The organism is Streptococcus mitis (assembly GCF_946190115.1).
Taxonomy (GTDB): domain Bacteria; phylum Bacillota; class Bacilli; order Lactobacillales; family Streptococcaceae; genus Streptococcus; species Streptococcus mitis_CO.
This window is the reverse complement of record NZ_CAMHZG010000018.1, coordinates 1-22,744: the sequence shown is the minus strand read 5'-3', so window position 1 is coordinate 22,744 and position 22,744 is coordinate 1. Positions and strand designations below refer to the sequence as shown.

Sequence of the window (22,744 nt, the reverse complement as noted above, 5' to 3'; positions counted from 1 at the left end):
ATAAATGATATCAGAATTACTGTAAGCACTTTTCCCCATAGTAACTTTATTTTAGAAACAGGGTAGGAAAACAGCTGAAAAATTGTTCTGCGTTTAAATTCCTCAATAATAATCGTAGACAATAAATAAGATTCAAAAATCAAAAATGCTGCTTTGGTAAATAAAGATGCAAACAATGATGTTGCAATTGCCCAACCTTCCCATTTATCAGCAATTCTAATATTATCGGCATTCTGTCCAACGAATTCTCCCAGTTTATTATCAGTACCTAACCCCATGATTATGATTCCTGTAATACCTAATACTATAAATATAGTACCTAACCAAGCACAAAATAATTTAGATTTTGAAACTTTATTTAATTCAATTTTAATAAGCGACAACATAGATTTTTCCTCCAAAAAATTTTCTTAATATTAATTACACTATTCAAAAAGCACCTTACATACTTCTGGTATGTTAAAATTTAAAAAATAAACATACTAAAGGTATGTATAATGAAATTTTTAATACCATATCTAGAGTATGGTATTTTTTTAAATATCAATACTTAAAATTTATTTAACACCTTTTAAATGATCAAATAATTGGAAAATCACCTCCATCATTTCATCAGTAATCAACTGTACCCCTAGTCCTTCAAAAGTAAGTTTAATGAACTTCATTTTACTCTTTAATTCTTCTACTGAATAAATAGAAATTTGGAATCCAACCCAAATATTTAAAGTTAAAACAATCAAATCAGCTAGCTCTTTGGGATATTCTGTTTTGATTGATCCATCTTTAACACCTTCGTAAACTCTTCCTCTAATTTCTGGTAAAAAATCAGAAAATAAACTTAGGTACTGCTCTCCTAATAAACGTGGACTCCTTAGCTTAATAGAAGCTGAATATACAAGCCTTTGTTGTTCAAAATTAGAGAAAGCATCCATTAAAGAATTTTGTATTTTTTCTAATCCTGTTTCTCCTCTCCAAGTATAATTTAGAATTTCTTGATTATTTTCGCTAAGGATTGATTGCAATATTTCATCTTTAGACTCAAAATGATGATAAATAACACCTTTTGTCAAGCCACCTAGGCCATCAATTATATCTTGTATTGAAGTATTATCAAATCCTTTTTCTAAAAATAACTCTTTCGAAACTTCTAATATTTTCCTTCTTGTTTCTTCCGGATTTCTATTCCTTGCCATTTTAGTTCCTTTCTATCATACCGATGGTATGTAATTGTATTATAATGTATTAAACTCATAATGTCAAGTTTCTTGTTATTTACTATAATTTTACGCCATTCATTTTCCCTCCTGAAAATAAAAAAAGGAGAACAATATACAATTGTTCTCTCTTTAGATAAATATTTATTGTTGTATTCATTTTTCCGATGCGCAAACGACATCTACAAATACATATACATCTATGTTCCTTTTCAGGACTTTTTTGACGTCAAAATTGCCTTTATCTACAAAGACAAAATGCTTGTAAAATAGCTTAAAATCAAGGATTTTCACCCTTTTTTTCGTTGTAGCAACACTACACACTCAACATGATGAGTTTGAGGGAATAAGTCAACCGGCTGTACTTTCTTCAACTCATATCCCAATTCTTGGTAGAGTTTGATATCACGCGCCATAGTAGCGACATTGCAGGAGATATAGGCGATGCGGTCTGCTCCTGTTTGGCTACTTGCTTTAATAAAGCTTTCTGTGAGTCCTTTTCTTGGTGGGTCCACTAGGATAAGGCTTGGTTGAATTCCATTTTTAAGCCAATTTTTCATGGCATTTTCGGCTGTATCACAGACATAGTGGGCGTTTGAAATATTGTTCAGTTGAGCATTCTTCTTGCTATTCTCAACCGCTTCTGGAATAACTTCAACACCATAAACTTCCTTGACATGTTTTGCAACGGAGAGGCCAATCGTCCCGATACCAGAATAGGCATCAATGACCACATCATCTGATTTTAATGCTGCAAAGTCAATGGCTGTTTGATAAAGTTTTTCAGCCATTTCAGTATTGACTTGGTAAAAAGCGGGTCCAGCGATTTGGTAGTCATTTCCCAACATCTGGTCAGTGATAAAGTCTTGTCCATAAAGGGTGCGCCATTCCTTACCAAAAATAGCATTGGTGTTCTGGTCATTGATATTTTGCATGACAGACACAATCTCCGGGAACTGATTGATTAGTTGTTCAATCAATTGCTCAACACGAAAAACTTTGGGACGAGTTGTTACCAAAATAACCATAATTTGACCTGAATAGTGTCCGCGACGCACCACAAGATTACGAATCAAACCAGCTTGTTCCTTTTCATCATAAGGTTTCAAATCATAACGGCGGAGCAAGTCACGTAGACCTACTACTACCTCATCAATCACAGGATCTTGGATAAAGAAATCTTCCAAAGGCATGAGATCGTGGGAATTCTTACGGAAAAATCCAGTTTCTAAGACACCATTAACACGACGAACAGGCACCTGTGCCTTGTTGCGGTACTTGACTGGATTTTCCATACCTAAAGTTTCAGCAACTTCTACATTTGTAATTCCAGCAATCTTGTAGAGGCTGTCCTTGACTTGCTTGGTTTTAAATTTGAGCTGTTCTGAATAGGCAAGATGACCCAAATCCGCGATTCCTGAACGCAGGTAATCCAAATCTAGATCTTGATTACGGTGTGGCGACTGGATAAGGTATTCTTCAACTTTCCCAAAACCAATCTTTTTATTAACCTTGAGAACTCGCATGAGGATTTTTTCACTCGGTAAAGCATTCTCTACAAAAAAGACCAAACCATCTACCTTGGCCACGCCAGAACCTTCATGGGTCAAGTCAACAATTTCAACTTCTACAATATCATTTTTCTTTAACATTCTCTTCTCTTTCTATTGGCCGACAAAAAAGACGGCAACGTTACGGTTACCATCTATTATACCATGAAATTTGTAATCAGATTCTCTTTATCTATGCTAGTTCATTTCTTTAAATGCTGCTTCTGCATCCGCATTACTGATAACACCAAATTGAATCTTTCCAATCTTTCCTTGACTATCAATTAGGTATTCTGTAGGAATGCTTCGAATTTGATAAGCTTGGAAGGTGGTTGCTTTTGTGTCATAAAGAACTGGGATATCCTTATAACCTTGATCTTGGAACCATTGTGGGAATTGCTCAACGGTTTTTTCACCTTGAATACCCGGTGCAATGACACTAAGAATTTCAAAATCACGATCTGGTTTTGCAGCTAATTCCATCAACTCAGGCATACTTTTCTTACATGGACCACACCAGGAAGCCCAAAACTTCAAATAGACTTTTTTACCCTTATAATCAGATAACTTAACTTCTTTACCATCCATAGATTGCAAGGTAAAATCTGGAGCATCTTTTCCAACAGCAATTTGTTGTACAGTCGTTTGTTGTTTTGGCTGTTGTGCTGCTTGAGTCTTTTTAGTCTCTTCCTCACCACAGGCTATCAATACGACTAATGACAAGAGGCTTAAGCCAGCAAATATTATTTTTTTCATTTGTTCTCCTTTATTCAAAAATTCCAGCTAGAACATTTACTTGTCCTAATAGTAACAAAATTCCCATTAAAATAATGAGGAAACCACCAATTTTCTTCAGTAGCATCATATGACGCTTGATTTTACTAAAATAAGGCATCACGACTCCTGAAGCTAGGGCCAAGACCAAGAAAGGAATTGCCATCCCCAGAGTGTAAATCAAGGTATAAATAGCACCTTGCCAAGCGCCATTGCCTCCAGAAGCCGCAAGTGCTAAAACAGAACTCAAAACTGGACCGATACAAGGCGTCCAACCGAAGCTAAAAGTAATACCGAGTAAAAAGGCTGACCAATAACGATTAGCTTCTGATTTCTTAAAAGTAAAGCTTTTTTGAACCTCTAATTTCTTAAAATGAAAAATTTCCATCTGGTGAAGACCCAAAATAATGATAATCGTACCCATGGTATAGCGAAACCAATTGGCATAGAGAATATTACCAAAGTAACCAGCACCAAATCCTAGAATAAAGAAAATGAGTGAAATACCTGCGATAAAGCAAAGCGTTCGAATCAAACCTGACCAAGCAACTTTTCTCCCAAACAAGGAAAAATTTTTTGCGCTTTCCTGATCATCCAGTAAAATTCCAGTATAAACTGGTAACAGAGGAAAAATACAAGGGGAAAAGAAGGACAATACCCCTGCTAGAAAAACGGAGATTGAAAAGACTATCGTTTCCAATAAAGAACCAACTTTCTTAAGAATTTAAACCTATTGTACTATAAATGTTAAAATTTGTATCAAGTTTGCTACGGTTAACTGTTTTTGTCATTATATTTTGTGAAACAAACTCTTTAATAGTACACTATGTTTTCTAAAACATTGTTAGAAATTGATTTGAATTTCTCAATCAAGTTGTTCGGTTTTTTCATTTCGCCATAGATAAAAGAAAAAGATTGAAGAAATTTGTCCAAGTCGACTTTTTCTTCAATCTACTTTTACTTATTTAATAAGTTCCTTCTTCACCTTGGCTAGTCAAGATAACAGGTCCATCTTTCGTAATCACGAATTGGTGTTCATATTGGCATGACAGTCCACCGTCAATGGTCTTATGCGCCCAACCAGTTTTCATATCTGTATCGATTTCCCAGTCACCTGTATTGATCATTGGTTCAATAGTCAAGACCATTCCTTCACGAAGACGAAGTCCACGACCAGCAATACCATAGTTGGGAACCATTGGTTCTTCGTGCATGGTTGGGCCAACACCATGACCAACCAAATCACGCACTACACCGTAACCACGACTTTCAGCGTATTCTTGAATGGCTGCACCAATATCACCGATACGATTTCCAACAACAGCTTGCTCAATCCCCTTGTACATAGCTTCTTTGGTTACATCCATCAAGTTTTTCACTTCTTCGGACGGTGTACCAACAGCATAAGCCCAACAAGAGTCTGCTAGACCACCAGAATAGCTCTGAGTGTATTTCTTCATTTGCTCAACATTGTTGAAGTTTAATTTTGAGACATTCAGATCAGACTTAGCAATAGGACCTCCCAAAACCATATCAACTTTGAGCAAATCACCATCTTTCAAAATATAGTGACGAGGGAAGGCATGAGCTACTTCATCGTTAAGAGAGCAACAGGTAGCATAAGGATAGTCCATCATGGCACCGTCAACCCCAATCTGAAGCGGAAGGAAATTTTCTTCCTTACAACGACGGCGGACATACTCTTCAACTTCCCACATATCTACGCCAGGCTTAATCAAATCACGTAAGCCGATATGAATACTTGCTAAAAAATCACCGGCCTTATCCATAGCTTCAATTTCACGAGCTGATTTTAATGTTATCATTTTTTCTCCTAGTTTCTAATTAATTTTAACAGTCACATTTGCTTTTGAAACAATCTGATGACCATGATAAATATCGTAATCAATAATAGCTGATCGTCTAGTATGATGGATAATGCGTGCTTGAATGCGCAGTATATCATCTATCTGAACAGCCTGCAAAAAGTAGATCAGCATTTGTTCGATGATGAGATTGCGACCACTATTTACAACTAAATCTTGGGTCATATGAGTCAAGATTTCTGCCAATATGCCGTTAGCCAAAACACCATTTTTTTCAAGCATAAAGGGTTCCACTGTAATGACTACTTCATCATGGTGATAAGAGAGTTTTTGTCCAATCTGCTCAGAAAAAGTCGGTAGAGCAGAAACTTGGGAACGACTCATCTTCTCCATGACATCTCGTCGTGTCACAACTCCAAGCAAGGTTTGATTATTCCGAATAACTGGTACCATTTCAAAGTCTTCTGCAATCATCCGTTGACTCACATTGGCAATATTTGTCGATAATCCAACTAAAAATAGACTACGAGACATGACCTTATCAATTGTGGTACTTGGTGACTTATCACCCGCATCTCTCATAGTAACAACCCCAACAACGACCTGATGTTGATTGATAACAGGGAAACGACTGCTACGATTCTTACGAACTAAGTCCAAATAATCTTTAACTGTGTCAGTCTCTCTCAGAAAACCATATTCATGACTCGGACGGTAAAGTTTCTCAACAGTCAGAATATCAGTCTTGATTTGGACATTTGACAAGGCTTTATTGATCATGGTCGCGACGGTGAATGTGTCATGCTTGCTTCTCAGAACCGGGATCCCTTTTTGATTGGCCAGTTTAAGTACATCATTATGAACCTGAAATCCCCCTGTAACCAGAACTGCATTTTCATTTTCCAAGGCTAGCAACTGAATACGGGTTCGGTCTCCGACAATCAAGAGCCCCCCATCGTGAAGGTAAGACAAGATATTTTGTTCAGTCATGGCACCAATTGAAAACTTACTAAATTCTCTCTCTAAACCTTCTTGCCCAGCCAAAACCTCAGAAGAAGTCACTTCTGCAATTTCAGCAAAAGTTAATCTTTCAATAGCAACTTTCTGGGATTTGACGCGGATTGTTCCACTTCTAGGACGGGTCTCCACAATTCCACGGTTTTCAGCTTCCTTGATAGCGCGATAGGCCGTTCCATCACTGACTCCCAGATGGTTGGAAATACTACGAACACTGACCCTTTTACCTACTGGTAATTCCTCCAAATAGCTTAGAATTTCCTGATGCTTACTCATTGAATTCTCCTTTTACATACCGAAATTCAAGATAATCCCGCATTTTTCTTGTGTAGCGATCACTTCCCTTAAACTGACGGAACAAACTAAATCCAGACTTAAGAGCAACTCTTTGGCTAGCTTCATTTTCAAGGTGGGTAATGATAGATAATTGTTTTAAGCCAAATTCCTCAAAAGAAAGCTGACAAATTTTTCTAACAACCTCTGTCATAAATCCTTGCGACCAAGCATCTTTTCTCAAAAAATAGCCAAGCTCAGCTTCTTTTTTGATTTCATCTAACTTCTCAAATTTAATAGAACCAATCATTTGTTGATTTTTCTGGTCACAAATTGCCCACACTCCCAAAGGGGACTTCATAAAGTAATTGGCCAGTGCATATTGACTTTCTTCCAGACTTGCCTGCGTTGGGAAAATAAATTGAAGATTTTCTGGATTTGAAGCTATCTCGTGGAAGTCTTGACTATCACTAAAAAAGAAAGGACGCAAATACAAGCGATCCGTTTCAAAAAAAGAAAACATTGCTAATTTGGTCCAAATATTCATAAACACCTCTACGGTTTAATCCTCAACAAGTGTAATATCCGCTCCTAGATTACGTAATTTTTCAATAATATCAGAATAACCACGTAAGATAAACTCGATATTTGTAATTTCAGTTTTACCTTCAGCCATAAGCCCAGCAATGACTAGTGCAGCTCCAGCTCGTAGGTCAGTCGCTTTAACACTTGCCCCACGCAAATCACGTCCACCTGTGTACAAAATATGACCATTTGTTGTCGAAATGTCCGCATCCATCTTTGCTAGTTCAAAAACATGATTTACACGCTTTTCGTAAATCGTATCAACAATTGTACCACGACCATTCGCTCTTAGTAAAAGTGGGGTAATCGGTTGTTGCAAATCAGTTGCAAAGCCTGGATAAGGAGCTGTCTTAATATTGATTGCTTTCAAATTAGACTGCTCTTCGACAAAAATGCTGTCTTCAGATACAGTCATTCTCACTCCCATTTCTTCCAGCTTAGCAATAAATCCTTCTAGGTGTTCGTAAAGAACATTATTTATACGAATCCCCTTGCCGACTGCAGCAGCTAAGGAAATATATGTTCCAGCTTCGATACGGTCTGGAATCACCTGATGACGGGTTCCATGTAATCTTTCAACACCATCAATAATGATGATATTAGTTCCTGCACCGCGGATATGGGCTCCCATATTATTCAAGAGAGTAGCTACATCAATAATCTCAGGCTCACGGGCCGCATTTTCAATAATAGTACGACCATTCGCTTTAACCGCAGCAATCATCGTATTGATCGTTGCCCCTACACTAACCGTGTCCATGTAAATACTTGCGCCATGAAGTCCTGTATCTTTAGCAGATAACTTCATGTTATCTCCCTCGTAGCTAACAGTGGCACCCATAGCTTCAAAAGCCTTAAGGTGTAGGTCAATCGGACGAGGACCAAGATCACATCCTCCCGGTAGACCAACTGTCGCTTCACCAAAACGGCCTAAGAGGCTCCCATAAAAATAGTAAGATGCACGAAGACTGTTAATTTTACCATAAGGCATTGGAATATTTTGAACACCTCTTGGATCAATCTCCAAGACATCATCATAACGCTTAACAGTAGCTCCCATCAATTCCATGATTTCGACAAGACTGGCTACATCCGAAATATCTGGAACACAATCCAAAGTCACCACATCATCAGCCAATATAATAGCTGGAATTAAGGCCACAACGCTATTTTTAGCACCACTAATAGTGATTTCACCTTGTAGTGGTAATCCACCATTGATAACAATTTTTCTCATTCTAAGTTTTTAATACTCTTTCAAGATTTCTAATAAGGTCTTTAAAATAAATTATATCATAAATGCAACCTTTTTTCCATCCTTTTCACTTTTATTGGAGATAGTAAGTAATAAATAGGATTAAGTTGAAAGGTTGAGTCCATATTTTATGAAACATCTTTTGATACTAAAAAATCCTAAATTAAGAATTATAAAATACCCCAAAAATTAGATTTTCTCTATCTAACTTTTGAGGTATCGTTCAACTATAGAAATAATAGTCTTTTGGGGTGTTAATACTATGCGGAAATCAAAAACAACTCATGTCTGTGTCACCTTACTGATAATCTACTACTGACCTTCTCATCTCTATATTCAATTGCAAATAGTCGTATTTAGTTGACTCAGAACAAACTTCCGAGTTTTTTTATTAAGCATTGGAAGTGAGTTCTTTTTGATTCTCGTTCAGCAGGTTTTAAGACTTGTCCTATCCAGATAATATCTTTTCTGCAAGCCACAATGACTAACAAATAGCTTTTCTTTACTCTACTACCGCTTCAGCGATTTCTTCACGGCTAATGCCAGCAAAGTAGCGTGTAATATCAATTGTTTCTAGCGCCTTAAGGACGTCTTCGCGTTCGTATTTGACGCCACGAAGGACATCTTCTACAGCTACAACGTCTTCGATACCAAAGAAGTCACCGTAAATCTTGATGTCTTGGATTTTTGATTCGAGAACATTAGCAAAGACTTCAACCTTACCACTAGTGAATTTTGTTCCACGACGGACGTTAAATTCAGGTGATTTACCATAGTTCCAGTCCCAAGTACCAAACTTAGTATCCTTGATGCGATTGATTTCAGCCAATTCTTCCTCAGAAAAAACGTATTCAGTCATCTCTGGGTACTCTTTTTTCATGTATTCCAAGAGTAAATCACGGAATTCTTCAACCGTGATTTTTTCTGGCAATTCATTGACAATATTGGTTACACGAGCACGGACGGATTTCACACCTTTTGACTCAAATTTGTCCTTTGAAACCTTGAGGGCGTTAGCAAGGACTGACAAATCAACGTCAAAGAGCAAGCAACCGTGGTGCATGATACGACCGTTGATATAGGCTTGAGCATTGCCACAGAATTTCTTTCCATCAATCTCTAAGTCATTACGGCCTGTGAACTCAGCTTTAACCCCAAGTTGAGCCAAAGTATTGATAACTGGAGTTGAGAAGCTCTTGAAGTCAAATGCCTTATTTTCATCTTCTTTGGAGATGATCGTGTAGTTGAGGTTATTTAAATCGTGGTAAACAGCTCCACCACCACTGATACGGCGGACCACCTCAATACCATTTTCTCGAACATAATCACGGTTGATTTCTTCGATGGTATTTTGGTGACGACCAACAATGATAGATGGCTTGTTGATCCAAAGTAGGAAGATTTGATCCTCATCCAAAAGGTGTTTAAAGGCATATTCTTCCAAGGCGATATTAAAAGCAGTGTCGTTTGAATGATTGATAATATATTTCATGATATCCCTTTATACGATAGAGACTGGAATAAATTCCAGTCTAGTCTATCAATTTTTATTTTTTCTTAGGTGAATGGATAGCCATTCCAAGAACATCAGCAAATGCTTCGTACATTACTTCAGAGTATGTTGGGTGTCCGTGGATTGTCTTAAGCATTTCTTCTACAGTGATTTCCATTTCAATAATGCTCGATGCTTCATTGATCAATTCTGCAGCTGCAGGTCCGATGATATGAACACCAAGGATTTCACCGTATTTCTTATCTGCGATAACTTTAACGAAACCTTGAGCAGCATCAGATGCAATGGCACGACCGTTAGCAGCAAAGTTGAATTTACCGATTTGGACATCATATTTTTCACGAGCTTGTTCTTCAGTCAAACCAACTGCTGCTACTTCTGGAAGTGTGTAAATAGCTGCAGGAGTCAAGTTCAATTTGGCAACAGCGTGGTTTCCTTTAAGGGCATTTTCAGCAGCAACTTCACCCATACGGAAGGCAGCGTGAGCCAACATCTTAGTACCGTTGATATCGCCTGGTGCATAAATACCAGGAACAGAAGTTTCCATGTACTCGTTAACCTTGATACGTCCACGATCCAATTCAAACTCAACTTCGCCAATTCCTTCAAGGTCTGGCACACGACCAATTGAAAGGAGAGCTTTGCTAGCGATGATATCATCTTTTCCTTCAACTTTGATACGGAGTTTGCCATCTTCTTCAATAATTTCTTGAAGTTTAGTACCTGTCAAGATCGTCATACCTTTGCGTTCAAGAATCAAGCGAAGGTTTTTAGATACTTCCGCATCCATCGCTGGAACAATGCGATCCATCATTTCGATAACAGTAACTTTTGAACCGAAGGTCATGAATGCTTGACCGAGTTCGATACCGACAACCCCACCACCGATGATAACGAGGCTTTCTGGAACTTCGTTCATTTCAAGGATGTCATCACTAGTCATCACAAGAGATGATTCCATACCAGGAACATTGATTTTGCTTACTTTTGAACCACCAGCAAGGATGATTTTCTTTGTTTCAAGCAATTCAGAACCATTTACCAAGACATTCTTGTCCTTAGTGATCGTACCAATTCCTTTATGAACAGTAACTCCGTAGCTACGAAGAAGACCAGCAACTCCACCAACAAGAGTATTAACAACTTTAGATTTAGTTTCTAAAAGTTTGTCCATATCTACAGTGAAGTTTGGATTTTCAATGACGATACCACGGTTTGCAGCATGACCAATATTTTCAATAATTTCAGCGTTATGAAGGTAGGTCTTGGTTGGAATACATCCACGGTTTAAGCAGGTTCCACCAAGTTCAGATTTCTCAACAAGGGCAACCTTCCCACCGAGTTGGGCAGCTTTAATGGCTGCAACATAGCCAGCAGGACCTCCACCAATCACAACGATATCAAAAGCATCATCGCTCTTACCATCATCGTTTGAGGCACTTGCTGCAGGTGCTGGGCTAGCTTCTGGCGCTGCGGCTCCAGCTGTTGGGATGTTTTCACCTTCTTCACCAAGGTAACCGATAACTTCCGTTACAGGGACAGTTTCACCATCTCCTTTGAGGATAGCGATCAAGTAACCATCTTCTTCTGCTTCCAATTCCATGCTGACTTTATCAGTCATGATTTCCAAAAGGATTTCTCCTTCTTTTACAAATTCTCCGACTTTTTTATTCCATTGGACGATTTGTCCTTCTGTCATATCCACGCCGGCTTTTGGCATAATTACTTCTAAGGCCATGTCTTCCTTCCTTTATCTATATCTTAAAAATGAATACTCTTGCTCTTAAATCAACATTGAGATTGGGTTTTCAATCAACTCTTTCAAGTCCTTCATAAACTTAGCGCCAGCCATACCATCTACGACACGGTGGTCAATAGTTAATCCTAGGCTCATGATAGGGCGAATCACAATTTCACCATTGACGACAACTGGCTTCTCAATTGTCGAACTGACACCAAGGATAGCTGAGTTTGGTTGGTTGATGATCGGACCAAAGGACTGAACGCCAAACATTCCCAAATTACTGATTGTAAATGTTGAATTTTGCAACTCACTTGGAGCCAATTTGCCATCCAAGGTACGGCCAATGACATCCTTGAAGGCTACAACCAGTTCTGAAAGACTCATCTTCTCAGCATTGTAAACAACAGGTGTCATCAATCCATTATCCATCCCAACTGCCATGGCAAGATTGACATAGTTGTGAGTGATAATAGTCTTGCCATCTTCTGTCAACGAAGCATTGATGTAGGGGTGTTTCATAAGAGTCTTAACAACTGCAAGTGAAAGAAGGTCTGTTACAGTAGTCTTCTTCCCAGTTGCTTCCATGATTGGCTCAAGCACCTTCTTACGAAGAGCCAACATTTCAGTCATATCAACTTCATAGTTGAGCGTGAAGGTTGGAGCAGTTAGGTAAGATTCAACCATACGTTGGGCAATAACCTTACGCATTGGTGTCATTGGAATACGTTCAATTTCACCATAAGGAGTGATATTATCTGGAACTTCTTCCACTTTTTCAATTTGAGCAGGAGACTTGATGGTGTCGTTTTCGATATTTTCAGGAAGCAAGGCCAAAACATCCTTCTTCATGATTTTACCACGATGACCAGTTCCTTGGATTTCCTGCCAAGCAATGTTATGTTCGAAGGCAATTCTTTTTGCAAGTGGCGAAATGCGAACCACGTTTGTGTCTTTATAAGTTTCCACGTCTTCTTTGTGGACACGACCGTTTGCACCTGAGCCAGAAACGTCGTAGAGGTTGATCCCTAAATCATCCGCTAACTTTCTAGCCGCAGGAGTCGCTCTTAGCTTGTCATCAGCCATGACCTCTCCAATTCTATTTATGATACAAAGGGCGTTAAAAGCGACTGAAAAATAGGAAATCGACGATGGTTTCGATGAAGCCAAGGAGATTTATCTTTTTTCCGAGCTTTTAGCCCGTGTTCGAATATAAGATATTAAGGACGCAGAGGGCAATGAAAAAATAGGAGATTGACGATGTGTTCGATGAACACAAGGAAATCTATCTTTTTTTCGCAGACCTCCGTCCGAATTCAATTAAATGATGTAAAGGGCGTCAAAAGTCAAAGTGAAAATAGGAAACTTTAGTTTCTAGGAAAGTTTATCTTTTTCACACAGACTTTAGCCCGAGTTCAACTCTACAAGTAACTTGGACACGGAACGTGTCTCAAGTTACTACGGTTGCCGCTATCAGGCGGTCAACCTTGTAGACTTACTAAGTCGTTCGTCGAATAACATCGATTCGACTCTCTCCTGTCGCAACTTTAGAAATAACTTGGGTACATTACATATCTCAAGTTACTAAAGTTAAAAGCAACCATTATTTTACATAATTTATCTTATGTAGATTTATTCTTTATTATATGTTTTACGGATGGCATCTTTGATGCTTTCAACGGTTGGAATCATTGCATTTTCTAGGTTTTGCGCGTAAGGCATTGGCACATCTTCTCCTGCACAACGGCGAATTGGTGCATCTAGATAGTCAAATGCTTCTGATTCTGAAATAATTGCTGAAATCTCTCCAATATAACCACTTGTTTTGTGGGCATCGTTGACCAGAACAACCTTACCAGTCTTCTTAACTGAGTTAATGATAATATCCTTATCAAGCGGAACAAGGGTACGTGGGTCAACAATTTCAACAGAGATTCCTTCTTCTGCTAATTCTTCAGCAGCTTGAACCACACGGCGAAGCATTTTTCCATAAGTAACAACTGTTACATCCGTACCTTGGCGTTTGATTTCCCCAACTCCAAGTGGAATCGTGTAGTCTGGATCAACTGGCACTTCCCCTTTTTGGTTAAATTCTGACTTGTACTCAAGGATGATAACAGGGTTATTATCACGGATAGAAGACTTAAGCAATCCTTTCATGTCAGCAGGTGTTCCAGGTGCTACAACCTTAAGTCCAGGAATGTGAGTAAACCAAGACTCTAGTGATTGCGAGTGCTGGGCTGCAGAACCAACTCCGTTACCAGCAGCGCATCGAACGGTCATTGGAACCTGACCTTTGCCACCAAACATGTAACGAGTTTTAGCGGCTTGGTTGACGATATTGTCCATGGCAATAACAGAAAAGTCCATGAAGGTCATATCGACGATGGGACGAAGTCCTGTCATGGCTGCTCCTGCTGCTGCTCCTGAAATGGCAGCTTCAGAAATCGGACAGTCACGAACGCGTTCTGGACCAAATTCTTCAAGCATTCCAACAGAAGTTCCGAAGTCTCCTCCGAAGACACCGACGTCTTCTCCCATCAAGAACACATTTTCATCGCGACGCATTTCCTCAGACATAGCAAGGATAATGGTGTCACGGAAGGACATTGTTTTTATTTTCATTTTATCTCTTTCTCCTTAGTCTGCGTATATATCTTCAAAGGCTGATTCAAGCGGTGGGAATGGACTTTCCTCTGCAAATTTAACAGAAGCTTCTACTGCTTCCTTTACTTGCGCTTGGATTTCTTCCAATTCTTCGGCACTTGCAATATTATTTTCAATGAGGTACTTGCGGAGGTTTTCGATTGGGTCTTTTTGTTTCCACAATTCCACTTCTTCACGTGTACGATATTTACCAGGGTCAGATGATGAGTGACCAAGCCAGCGATAAGTTACACTTTCAATCAAGACTGGACCATTGCCACCACGAACATGATCTACAGCTTTCTTAAATCCTTCATAGACATCGATGACATTGTTACCGTCTTCGATGAACATTCCAGGAATTCCATAAGCGGTGCTACGTTGATGGATATGTTCTACATTGGTCATTTTCTTGATATCCGCAGAGATACCGTAACCGTTGTTAATGCAATAGAAAATGACTGGCAGGTTCCAGATAGAAGCCATGTTCACTGCTTCGTGGAAAACACCTTCGTTGGTCGCACCATCTCCAAAGAAGCAGACAACGATTTTTCCGGTATTTTGCATTTGCTGACTGAGGGCTGCACCAACAGCGATTCCCATACCACCACCTACGATACCATTGGCACCGAGGTTACCAGCATCAAGGTCGGCGATATGCATAGAACCACCTTTACCTTTACAGGTTCCAGTGTATTTTCCAAGGATTTCAGCCATCATTCCGTTTAGGTCAATTCCTTTGGCAATGGCTTGCCCGTGTCCACGGTGATTTGAGGTAATCAGATCATCTGGATTGAGAGCTAACATAGCCCCCACGTTAGCTGCCTCTTCACCAACAGAAAAATGCGTCATTCCTGGCACTTTTCCTTTCTTTACTAATTGCGCAATTTTTAAGTCCATGCGACGGATTTCTTCCATCTTACGGAACATCTTTAGCAAAAGATTTTTATCTAAAGTTGACATCTTCTTGCCTTTCTAACTTTCTTCTTACCTTACTATTTTACCGTTTTTAGAAAGCACTGTCAAAGTTTTTCTAAAATAAATTTCACAAAATAAAAAAGAAAACCCCATAGGAATAAGGGATTTCCTTATCAAGAATATTTTTTCACAAACTTTTTAGCGTTTAGATTTTACTAAAGATTCAAATCTCTTCATAATCACAGTTAAACGCCAACGGTAAAGCGCCCCACTCACGATTAGACTAATAATCAAACCAACCCAGTAAGAATAAGCTCCAAAATCTGTTAGGGAATCGAAGACTATAGCCACTGGGATTGATACGCCCCAATAACCAACCAAACCAAGGTAAAAAGGAATAACTGTATCCTTATAACCCCGTAAAATTCCCTGAAGCGGTGCCGCAAAGGTATCTGCTAACTGGAAGAAAAGGCTGTAAGTCAAAAAACGCGCTGTCAAATCGATAAATTCTGGATCGTTACCATAAAGACTGGCCACATTTCCCCTAAAAATGTAAAGGAAAGTTAAGGTGAAGGCCGCAAAAATGAGGGCAGTCCATCTTCCTAGACCAATATAGGTTTTAGCATCATCAAATCGCTTGGCTCCCACTTCATAGGAAACAACAATAGCCATAGCCGATGAGATACTCATAGGAAAGGCGTACATAAGACTTGAAAAATTCATGGCTGACTGGTGACTAGCGATAATCAAGAACGAGAACTTAGCCATAATCAAGCCAACCACGGAAAAGATAGCCACTTCCGCAAAGACAGTTCCCCCAATAGGCAGACCTAAGCGAACTCCTTCCTTGATTTTATCCATATTAAGCGGAATGCGTTTCTCAAAATGCAAGGCTTTGAGCTTCTCCTGTTTAAATAAAACCAGAACAGAAATTCCCAGCAAGACCCAGTAGGCCAAGGAAGTACCTAAACCTGCACCAGCCCCTCCCAGCTCTGGAACTCCAAAGGCCCCGTAAATCAAGAGATAGTTAAATCCACTATTCAAGGGAAGTAACAAAAGCATGAGGTACATGGACAGTTTGGTCAAGCCCAGCGAATCCAGCAAGGAGCGTATAACACTAAAGAGCAACAAGGGGATAATCCCGATAGATAAAAACCAGAGATAGCGAACCGCTACTGCCGCCACTGGTGCTTCTAGTCCAATATGATTCAAGATTGGTGGTGACAAGAAAAGTACCATCCCCAGCAAGAGCACAGATAGACCCAAGGCCAGATAGATGAACTGGTAAAAATCAGACGCAACCTCTTCCTTTTTGCCTCGACCAAGATGGTGACCAATGATGGGCACCAGGGCTGATACAATCCCTGTCAGGAATGTAAAGAAAGGATTCCAGATACTGGTTGCCATAGACACACCAGCTAAATCCATGGTATTGTATTGGCCTGTCATAGTCGTATCAACAAAGGAGGCAGAATAATTGGCAAATTGATAAATCAGGATAGGAAAAAATATCTTTAAAAATAAGATAAACTTGTCTTTAAAATGATGGGTCTGGTACATATAAGCTCTTTATTCTTTTTGTTTACAGAGCAGACTATCACCTAGTTTTGATAGACAATTTGTCCCTTACAGATGGTATATTTAACCTGCCCTTTTAAGGTTTCACCGATAAATGGTGAATTAGCTGCTTTGGAAGCAAAATGGGAGTCCACAAGGCGGTCAGCCTTAGCATCAAAAATAGTGATGTCCGCTGGACCATTCTCAGCCAAGTAACCTGCTTCAAAGCTGTAAAGCTTGGCTGGGTTGTATGTCATTTTTTCAAGTAATTCCATCAAGCTCAACTCACCAGTTTCCACCAAATAGGTCAAGCCAAGAGATAGAGATGTTTCTAAGCCAGTCATGCCAGATGGCGCTTTGGTAATATCTTCGACATTTTTCTCATCTGCATGGTGAGGCGCGTGGTCAGTCGCGATAACTGTGATGACGCCTGACTTGAGACTTTCGATAACAGCACGACGGTCTGATTCCAAACGAAGCGGTGGATTCATCTTGGCATTGCTTCCTTGTGTCAAAAGGAGCGCTTCGGTCTTAGAAAAATGCTGTGGCGCTACTTCTGCTGTGACTTGCGCTCCCAATCCTTGAGCAAACTCCACTACTTTAACACTTTCTTCCTTAGACAAATGCTGAATATGAACATGGGCTTTGGTTGCATAGGCAATCATGACATCACGCGCCATCATAGCATACTCAGCTACCCCAGTCGCACCACAGATATGGAAATGTTCTTTAGCAATGTTTTCATTAAACCCAAGAACACCGTTCAATCCTGGATCTTCCTCATGAAGACTAATAAAGGTATTAAGCTTTTTAGCTTCCTCCATGGCTTCCTTGACAACTTTACTACTTTCAAGTGGAATACCGTCGTCTGAGAAACCAACAGCTCCAGCTTCTAAGAGTGCCTTAAAGTCAGTCAAATCTTGCCCATTAAAATTCTTAGTTATTGTCGCAACCGTCTTAACATTGATCTTCTCTTTGGCAGCTGACTGGAGAACTTCTTGCAGGGTTTCTACATCTGAAATGGTTGGACTAGTATTAGCCATCATGACAACCGTTGTAAAACCACCTGCGGCGGCCGCTAGGGCACCAGTATGAATATCTTCCTTGTGGGTTTGACCAGGTTCACGGAAATGAACATGGATATCGACCAAGCCAGGAGCAACTACAAGACCATTAGCGTCAATCAGTTCTGCTCCTTCTTCTTTAATCTCAGGTGCAATTTTGACAATTTTCCCATCTTGAACTAAGACATCACACACTTGATCCAAACCAGACTTGGGATCCATTACACGACCATTTTTGATTAGTAGCATCTGCTTTCTCCTTTATTCATAGAAATCGACTTGGGTATCCAACAATTTATCCCCATCATAAACAAACTTGGCTGAAAAGAAGGGTTTATCCTCTAAAAGCCACTCAACAAAGGTATGGTCACCTTCCCAAGTCGGCTTGCTCAAAACCTCGTCATAGGGAACCCATTCCAGCGTTCCCTCGTTGCAGTCAATCAAGTCGCCCTCAAACTCCGTCACCTTAAAAACATAGGTGTACCAGTCTAAATCTGGTGTAAATTCAGGGAAAGTGATGACACCTTTTAGAACCGGCTTGGCTTTGAGCCCTGTTTCTTCAAGGATTTCACGCGTTGCGCATTCCTGAGGGGTCTCACCTCTCTCTAGCTTACCCCCCACACCAATCCATTTCCCTTCATGGACATCATTGGGTTTCTTATTGCGGTGGAGCATAAGCAGTTCTTTCCCGTTATCAATGTAGCAAATTGTCGCTAACTGTGGCATATCTTCTCCTTATCTAAGCCAATCGATTGGCTCTTGTCCTGTCTCTTTTAAGAATGCATTGGCCTTGGAAAAAGGCTTGGAACCCCAAAATCCTCTATAAACTGACAAAGGACTGGGATGGGCTGATTCGATAATCAAGTGATGAGGATTGGTAACCAAGACCTTCTTCCTACGTGCATAGACTCCCCAGAGTACAAAAACGACTGGTCTATCTAGATGATTAACCACCTGAATCACAGCATCCGTAAAAGGCTCCCATATCTGCCCAGCATGACCATTGGCACGTCCAGCAGGAACCGTCAAACAAGCATTAAGAAGCAAGACTCCTTGCTCAGCCCAAGCTGTCAAATCATGAGATTTCTTAACCCCGATATCATCTGACAATTCTTTCAATATATTTTGCAAGGATGGTGGAGCTGGGATAGAGTCCGGTACAGAAAAACTCAAGCCCTGCGCTTGACCTGGCCCGTGATAGGGATCTTGCCCTAGAATCACCACCTTAACTTCTTCAAGCGGTGTTGTCAAGAGAGCCTGAAAAACCTTTTCCTTGGGTGGATAAATAGTCCCCTGAGCATAGACCTGCTCCATAAACTGATTGATTTTCCCAAAATAACCCTCAGGTAATTGCGCCTTAATCAAAGCATGCCAAGACGAGTGTTCCATAGCCGACTCCTTCGTTTTTACTGCCTCTATTATAGCAAAAAGTGGCTTTCTAAACCACTTTTTACAGTTTATCTAAACAATCCAGCAAGTCTTGGTAAGAATGGACTTCGTAAGTCGGCTGGGCTTGTGTGTGATTTTCGAGGTGATGAGGATTGTACCAAATCGTGTCAATCCCCGCATTATTGCCACCTTGAATGTCGGCGGTTAGGGAATCTCCAATCATCAGAGTCTTTTCTTCACTAAAGCCTGTAATCTGTTGACCGATTTTTTCATAAAAGAGAGCATCTGGCTTTTGTGTTTGCAACTGTTCAGAGATAAAGACTTGATTGAAATAAGGTGCTAGACCAGACTGAGCCAAACGCCCTGTCTGAATGGCAGTAATGCCATTTGTCGCAGCATATAGCTCATAATCACGCTCGATGAGGCTGTCCAAAAGTTCATGAGCGCCTGAAAAAGTTTGCCCCTGCTGGGCAAGGTAAAATTGGTAACGCTGGGCTAGAAAACTACCGTCTTTTTCCTGTCCAAAATGAGCAAATAAACGAGAAAAGCGCGTGTTAACCAGCTCTTGTTTACTAATTTTCTTTTGCTCTAAGTCCTTCCAGAGAGCCTTATTCATAGGAACATAATAGTCTTTATAAGCCTGAATATCTGCAACTCCTTCTTCTTTTAGAAGTTGCGTCAAAGCCACATCCTCAGCAGCATCAAAATCAAGCAAGGTATGGTCAAGGTCGAAGAGTAAAACTTTGTAGGGCAATTTGAGAGTTTTCCTTTCTAGGATAAACAACTTTCACTTCATTCGGTTGTTTAATGTAAAAACTTAAAAGTGGTAAAGTATAACAAAAATAATAGTTCCAATTGATTAACTAACCCATACTATTCTAGTGAATTATAGAAAAATCTTCTATAAATTCGAGCAATAGTTAAAATACAAACAAATATAATTCCCAAAATAGATAACACTATTTTCACAAAATTCATTTCAGAGCCTATTACATAGATATGAAAAAGAGGGGCTAGTCCTACACATAGAGACAATAGATAACTACTAAATCTTATCTCACCAATTCCTGCAAAAAAATGTTTCATTTTAAATATTCTCCTTTGAAGCCCCTAATGTTTAAAAATAATGACTGCTTAAAATTAAACAGCTCTAAAATCTAAATATTTGTCAGAGATAAGCTATACTAAGATTATTTTTTTAGAACAACCTTCTTGCTCTTATGGTTTAATTATATTATAACACTATAAAATTTTCAATTTAATTGATATTTACCATTTAATCATATTCGATGAGTTGTATTTTACAGATCAATATTATTTAGCCTTCTTTTTTAGTCACTTTTTAATTCTCAAATTCCCTTTGTTTATACAACCATAACATTATTGAAAAAGAACTTGAGATTAAAGATTTTCATCCTCTTTTTATTCTGGTAGCATTACACACTCAACTCAACCAATTTATAAAATTCACCTTTCCTATCCATCAAGTTATCAAAAGAACCATCTTCAACAATAACTCCATTTTTCATAAAAAGAATTCTATTGTATTTTTTCAACATGCTCTTATTTAACTTATGCGTAACAACAAGAACCGTCAAATTTTGAATATCCAAGATTGAACTTTCAATTTCAGTAGTTACTTGATTATCCAAAGATGAGGTTGCCTCGTCCAATAATAAGATTGGTGTTTTTCGAATCAAGGCACGCGCAATACTAACTCTTTGTTTTTGTCCGCCAGATAAATTTGATCCATTCTCTCCACATAAAGATTGTAGACCAGATTCATTTTCTAAAACATAACTTTCTAGACCTGACTGCTGTACAGCTTGCTTTATTTCCTCATCAGTGAAGAATTGATTAAGAGTAATATTTGCTCTTAAAGTATCATCAAAGATATAAACGTCTTGTTGAACAATAGTCATTAAGTTATAAAGGCTCCCTGCTGAAATAGCTTGTAAATCTATATTATCAATGGAGATGTGCCCACTTGTTACATCGTAAAAACGCAGTAATAGATTGAGCAAAGTTGATTTCCCACTCCCTGACATTCCTACAATTGCAATTTTTTCCCCTTTTTGAATCTTCAATGATAAATGGTTAAAAATTTTTTCTTCTGTATTAGGGTAAGAAAAGTCTATATTTGAAAAAGAAATAACATCATCGAAATATTCTTTCGTTTTACCAGTCTGAAGTTCTGTTACATCTTTTACCTCAAATGCATCTAGTGTTGCCTGACCTTCACGGAATTTACTTATTCCCATACCAACTTCATTTAGTGGTATTACTACAAAATTGACTAGTTGAACAATAGCTGTTACACTCCCAATTGTGGTATAGCCATTAAATACGAGATACATTCCTCCACCAAAGGCTACTAAAAAAACAATCATCCCTGAAAGTTGAGAAATAACATTAGATAAAACATCAAATTTCCCTTTGATGAAATATATCTCATCCAATTTTTCGCTTTCATTTTTGTAATCTTGACCGATAGCCTCTTTCACATTAAAACTTTTTATAACTAGAAACCCTGCTAAAATATCTTTAACCTTAGCTAAATATTTCTGATCGGCTATCATAGAACTATTTTGTAGAGAGGCTGATTTTTGTCCAATAAATCCTGAAATCATCATAGGAATAATGCTAGCAATGATAACTAATAAGGTCAAAAACCAATTACCTATAAACATAGCTAGGAGTGAAAAAATCATTAAGGAAAGGTTTTTTGAAATATTAAAATACTGGTGTAGATAATCTTGCTCAATTTTCTTCATATTTTCAGTTAATACAGAAATAAACTTCCCTGATTTTTCTTTAGAAAAGTCTCTATAATCACTATCTAAAATAGATTGGAACACCTTGTTTTTGTATCTTGACATGATTTGCCTAACAAGTTTATTTCTCAATCGAAGAGATATAAAGTTCAGTCCTGCATAAATGAAAATAACACTAGCTCCTACTAGTACCGCTTGAGTTAAGGCATCTTCATTTTGGGACATACCACTATCAATTATAATTTTAATAGAATAAGCAAAAGCAATATTAGTTAAAGGAACTAGTATATTAAAAATCATGAAAGTATAAAAAGACTTCTTATGGTACTTTGTCAATTGTTTCATTCCTAATCTACCTCATAATTCTTAAATTTCATTTAGAAAATGTGACATAAAATATTCTTCTAAGTCAATATTCTCTCTCTTAAGCTCTTTCATAGAGACTTGTTCTAGCATTTCTCCATTTTTGATAACACCAATCTTATCTGCTATCTGTGAAATTTCCGATAAAATATGACTTGAGATGAATATTGTAACACCACATTCCTTAGAAAGAGACAACAAAAGATTCCGAATTTCTTGAATTCCTATTGGATCTAAACCATTGATTGGCTCATCTAAAATTAACAATTTAGGTTTTGTTAGAAA

General features: G+C 38.6%; 22 protein-coding genes. All 22 read right to left on the bottom strand.

The window, feature by feature from the left end:
* Nucleotides 1-386: ABC transporter permease (locus tag N8L90_RS08545; RefSeq protein WP_261025091.1), on the bottom strand; the 386-nt coding region annotated here is incomplete at its 3' end.
* A gap of 171 nt (nucleotides 387-557) precedes the next feature.
* Entirely contained in the window at nucleotides 558-1,193 is a 636-nt protein-coding gene (locus N8L90_RS08540; protein WP_261025090.1) for a TetR/AcrR family transcriptional regulator, read from the bottom strand.
* A gap of 311 nt (nucleotides 1,194-1,504) precedes the next feature.
* The gene (gene rlmD, locus N8L90_RS08535) at nucleotides 1,505-2,866 is read right to left on the bottom strand and encodes a 23S rRNA (uracil(1939)-C(5))-methyltransferase RlmD (RefSeq protein ID WP_261025089.1); all 1,362 of its coding nucleotides are present in this window, start codon (nucleotides 2,864-2,866) and stop codon (nucleotides 1,505-1,507) included.
* A 96-nt stretch (nucleotides 2,867-2,962) separates the two neighbouring features.
* Nucleotides 2,963-3,520 carry a thiol-disulfide oxidoreductase-associated lipoprotein SdbB gene (gene sdbB / locus N8L90_RS08530; RefSeq protein ID WP_261025088.1) on the bottom strand — a complete coding sequence of 186 codons (558 nt, stop codon included), beginning with the start codon at nucleotides 3,518-3,520 and terminating at the stop codon, nucleotides 2,963-2,965.
* A 10-nt stretch (nucleotides 3,521-3,530) separates the two neighbouring features.
* A complete protein-coding gene (ccdA2, locus tag N8L90_RS08525) occupies nucleotides 3,531-4,238 on the bottom strand; it encodes a thiol-disulfide oxidoreductase-associated membrane protein CcdA2 (protein WP_261025087.1) in 708 nt (235 codons plus the stop codon).
* A 265-nt stretch (nucleotides 4,239-4,503) separates the two neighbouring features.
* Nucleotides 4,504-5,364: a methionyl aminopeptidase gene (locus N8L90_RS08520; protein ID WP_000631543.1), complete on the bottom strand. Its 861-nt coding sequence runs from the start codon at nucleotides 5,362-5,364 to the stop codon at nucleotides 4,504-4,506.
* Between the two features lie 15 nt (nucleotides 5,365-5,379).
* On the bottom strand, nucleotides 5,380-6,657 hold the full coding sequence (gene spxR / locus N8L90_RS08515; protein ID WP_219966645.1) for a CBS-HotDog domain-containing transcription factor SpxR: 1,278 nt from the start codon (nucleotides 6,655-6,657) through the stop codon (nucleotides 5,380-5,382).
* Nucleotides 6,650-7,201 carry a GNAT family N-acetyltransferase gene (locus N8L90_RS08510; RefSeq protein WP_001028727.1) on the bottom strand — a complete coding sequence of 184 codons (552 nt, stop codon included), beginning with the start codon at nucleotides 7,199-7,201 and terminating at the stop codon, nucleotides 6,650-6,652. The genes spxR and N8L90_RS08510 overlap by 8 nt, the downstream gene beginning before the upstream one ends.
* A 15-nt stretch (nucleotides 7,202-7,216) precedes the next feature.
* Nucleotides 7,217-8,476: a UDP-N-acetylglucosamine 1-carboxyvinyltransferase gene (locus N8L90_RS08505; protein WP_001227091.1), complete on the bottom strand. Its 1,260-nt coding sequence runs from the start codon at nucleotides 8,474-8,476 to the stop codon at nucleotides 7,217-7,219.
* A 520-nt stretch (nucleotides 8,477-8,996) separates the two neighbouring features.
* Nucleotides 8,997-9,986, bottom strand: coding sequence for a lipoate--protein ligase (locus N8L90_RS08500; RefSeq protein WP_261025085.1), 990 nt, complete (start codon nucleotides 9,984-9,986; stop codon nucleotides 8,997-8,999).
* Nucleotides 9,987-10,041: 55 nt separating this feature from the next.
* Complete coding sequence (gene lpdA, locus N8L90_RS08495; protein ID WP_261025084.1) at nucleotides 10,042-11,745, bottom strand: dihydrolipoyl dehydrogenase; 1,704 nt, start codon at nucleotides 11,743-11,745, stop codon at nucleotides 10,042-10,044.
* Nucleotides 11,746-11,790: 45 nt separating this feature from the next.
* Complete coding sequence (locus N8L90_RS08490; protein WP_261025083.1) at nucleotides 11,791-12,834, bottom strand: dihydrolipoamide acetyltransferase; 1,044 nt, start codon at nucleotides 12,832-12,834, stop codon at nucleotides 11,791-11,793.
* Nucleotides 12,835-13,380: 546 nt separating this feature from the next.
* Nucleotides 13,381-14,373: an alpha-ketoacid dehydrogenase subunit beta gene (locus N8L90_RS08485; protein WP_261025082.1), complete on the bottom strand. Its 993-nt coding sequence runs from the start codon at nucleotides 14,371-14,373 to the stop codon at nucleotides 13,381-13,383.
* A 15-nt stretch (nucleotides 14,374-14,388) separates the two neighbouring features.
* Entirely contained in the window at nucleotides 14,389-15,357 is a 969-nt protein-coding gene (locus tag N8L90_RS08480) for a thiamine pyrophosphate-dependent dehydrogenase E1 component subunit alpha (protein WP_261025081.1), read from the bottom strand.
* 153 nt (nucleotides 15,358-15,510) lie between these two features.
* A complete protein-coding gene (pdrM, locus tag N8L90_RS08475) occupies nucleotides 15,511-16,872 on the bottom strand; it encodes a sodium-coupled multidrug efflux MATE transporter PdrM (RefSeq protein WP_261025080.1) in 1,362 nt (453 codons plus the stop codon).
* A 41-nt stretch (nucleotides 16,873-16,913) separates the two neighbouring features.
* On the bottom strand, nucleotides 16,914-18,182 hold the full coding sequence (locus tag N8L90_RS08470; protein WP_261025079.1) for a dihydroorotase: 1,269 nt from the start codon (nucleotides 18,180-18,182) through the stop codon (nucleotides 16,914-16,916).
* A gap of 12 nt (nucleotides 18,183-18,194) precedes the next feature.
* Nucleotides 18,195-18,659: an NUDIX hydrolase gene (locus N8L90_RS08465; protein ID WP_001135781.1), complete on the bottom strand. Its 465-nt coding sequence runs from the start codon at nucleotides 18,657-18,659 to the stop codon at nucleotides 18,195-18,197.
* Nucleotides 18,660-18,668: 9 nt separating this feature from the next.
* Nucleotides 18,669-19,322: a uracil-DNA glycosylase gene (locus N8L90_RS08460; RefSeq protein ID WP_261025077.1), complete on the bottom strand. Its 654-nt coding sequence runs from the start codon at nucleotides 19,320-19,322 to the stop codon at nucleotides 18,669-18,671.
* 61 nt (nucleotides 19,323-19,383) lie between these two features.
* The gene (pynA, locus tag N8L90_RS08455; RefSeq protein WP_261025076.1) at nucleotides 19,384-20,076 is read right to left on the bottom strand and encodes a pyrimidine 5'-nucleotidase PynA; all 693 of its coding nucleotides are present in this window, start codon (nucleotides 20,074-20,076) and stop codon (nucleotides 19,384-19,386) included.
* Between the two features lie 119 nt (nucleotides 20,077-20,195).
* Nucleotides 20,196-20,408: a hypothetical protein gene (locus N8L90_RS08450; RefSeq protein WP_000680089.1), complete on the bottom strand. Its 213-nt coding sequence runs from the start codon at nucleotides 20,406-20,408 to the stop codon at nucleotides 20,196-20,198.
* Nucleotides 20,409-20,758: 350 nt separating this feature from the next.
* Complete coding sequence (locus N8L90_RS08445) at nucleotides 20,759-22,441, bottom strand: ABC transporter ATP-binding protein (protein ID WP_261025075.1); 1,683 nt, start codon at nucleotides 22,439-22,441, stop codon at nucleotides 20,759-20,761.
* Between the two features lie 21 nt (nucleotides 22,442-22,462).
* Nucleotides 22,463-22,744, bottom strand: a 282-nt coding sequence (locus tag N8L90_RS08440) for an ATP-binding cassette domain-containing protein (protein ID WP_474104184.1), incomplete at its 5' end; no start/stop codon positions are given.

Excerpts from the sequence above, each read along its gene's own strand:
- N8L90_RS08465 (WP_001135781.1), bottom strand. The coding sequence starts at position 18,659 with ATGCCACAGTTAGCGACAATTTGCTACATTGATAACGGGAAAGAACTG.
- N8L90_RS08510 (WP_001028727.1), bottom strand. The coding sequence starts at position 7,201 with ATGAATATTTGGACCAAATTAGCAATGTTTTCTTTTTTTGAAACGGAT.
- N8L90_RS08450 (WP_000680089.1), bottom strand. The coding sequence starts at position 20,408 with ATGAAACATTTTTTTGCAGGAATTGGTGAGATAAGATTTAGTAGTTAT.
- pdrM (WP_261025080.1), bottom strand. The coding sequence starts at position 16,872 with ATGTACCAGACCCATCATTTTAAAGACAAGTTTATCTTATTTTTAAAG.
- N8L90_RS08485 (WP_261025082.1), bottom strand. The coding sequence starts at position 14,373 with ATGAAAATAAAAACAATGTCCTTCCGTGACACCATTATCCTTGCTATG.
- rlmD (WP_261025089.1), bottom strand. The coding sequence starts at position 2,866 with ATGTTAAAGAAAAATGATATTGTAGAAGTTGAAATTGTTGACTTGACC.
- N8L90_RS08505 (WP_001227091.1), bottom strand. The coding sequence starts at position 8,476 with ATGAGAAAAATTGTTATCAATGGTGGATTACCACTACAAGGTGAAATC.
- N8L90_RS08445 (WP_261025075.1), bottom strand. The coding sequence starts at position 22,441 with ATGAAACAATTGACAAAGTACCATAAGAAGTCTTTTTATACTTTCATG.
- N8L90_RS08490 (WP_261025083.1), bottom strand. The coding sequence starts at position 12,834 with ATGGCTGATGACAAGCTAAGAGCGACTCCTGCGGCTAGAAAGTTAGCG.
- N8L90_RS08540 (WP_261025090.1), bottom strand. The coding sequence starts at position 1,193 with ATGGCAAGGAATAGAAATCCGGAAGAAACAAGAAGGAAAATATTAGAA.
- sdbB (WP_261025088.1), bottom strand. The coding sequence starts at position 3,520 with ATGAAAAAAATAATATTTGCTGGCTTAAGCCTCTTGTCATTAGTCGTA.
- lpdA (WP_261025084.1), bottom strand. The coding sequence starts at position 11,745 with ATGGCCTTAGAAGTAATTATGCCAAAAGCCGGCGTGGATATGACAGAA.
- N8L90_RS08480 (WP_261025081.1), bottom strand. The coding sequence starts at position 15,357 with ATGTCAACTTTAGATAAAAATCTTTTGCTAAAGATGTTCCGTAAGATG.
- N8L90_RS08520 (WP_000631543.1), bottom strand. The coding sequence starts at position 5,364 with ATGATAACATTAAAATCAGCTCGTGAAATTGAAGCTATGGATAAGGCC.
- N8L90_RS08460 (WP_261025077.1), bottom strand. The coding sequence starts at position 19,322 with ATGGAACACTCGTCTTGGCATGCTTTGATTAAGGCGCAATTACCTGAG.
- spxR (WP_219966645.1), bottom strand. The coding sequence starts at position 6,657 with ATGAGTAAGCATCAGGAAATTCTAAGCTATTTGGAGGAATTACCAGTA.
- N8L90_RS08500 (WP_261025085.1), bottom strand. The coding sequence starts at position 9,986 with ATGAAATATATTATCAATCATTCAAACGACACTGCTTTTAATATCGCC.
- N8L90_RS08470 (WP_261025079.1), bottom strand. The coding sequence starts at position 18,182 with ATGCTACTAATCAAAAATGGTCGTGTAATGGATCCCAAGTCTGGTTTG.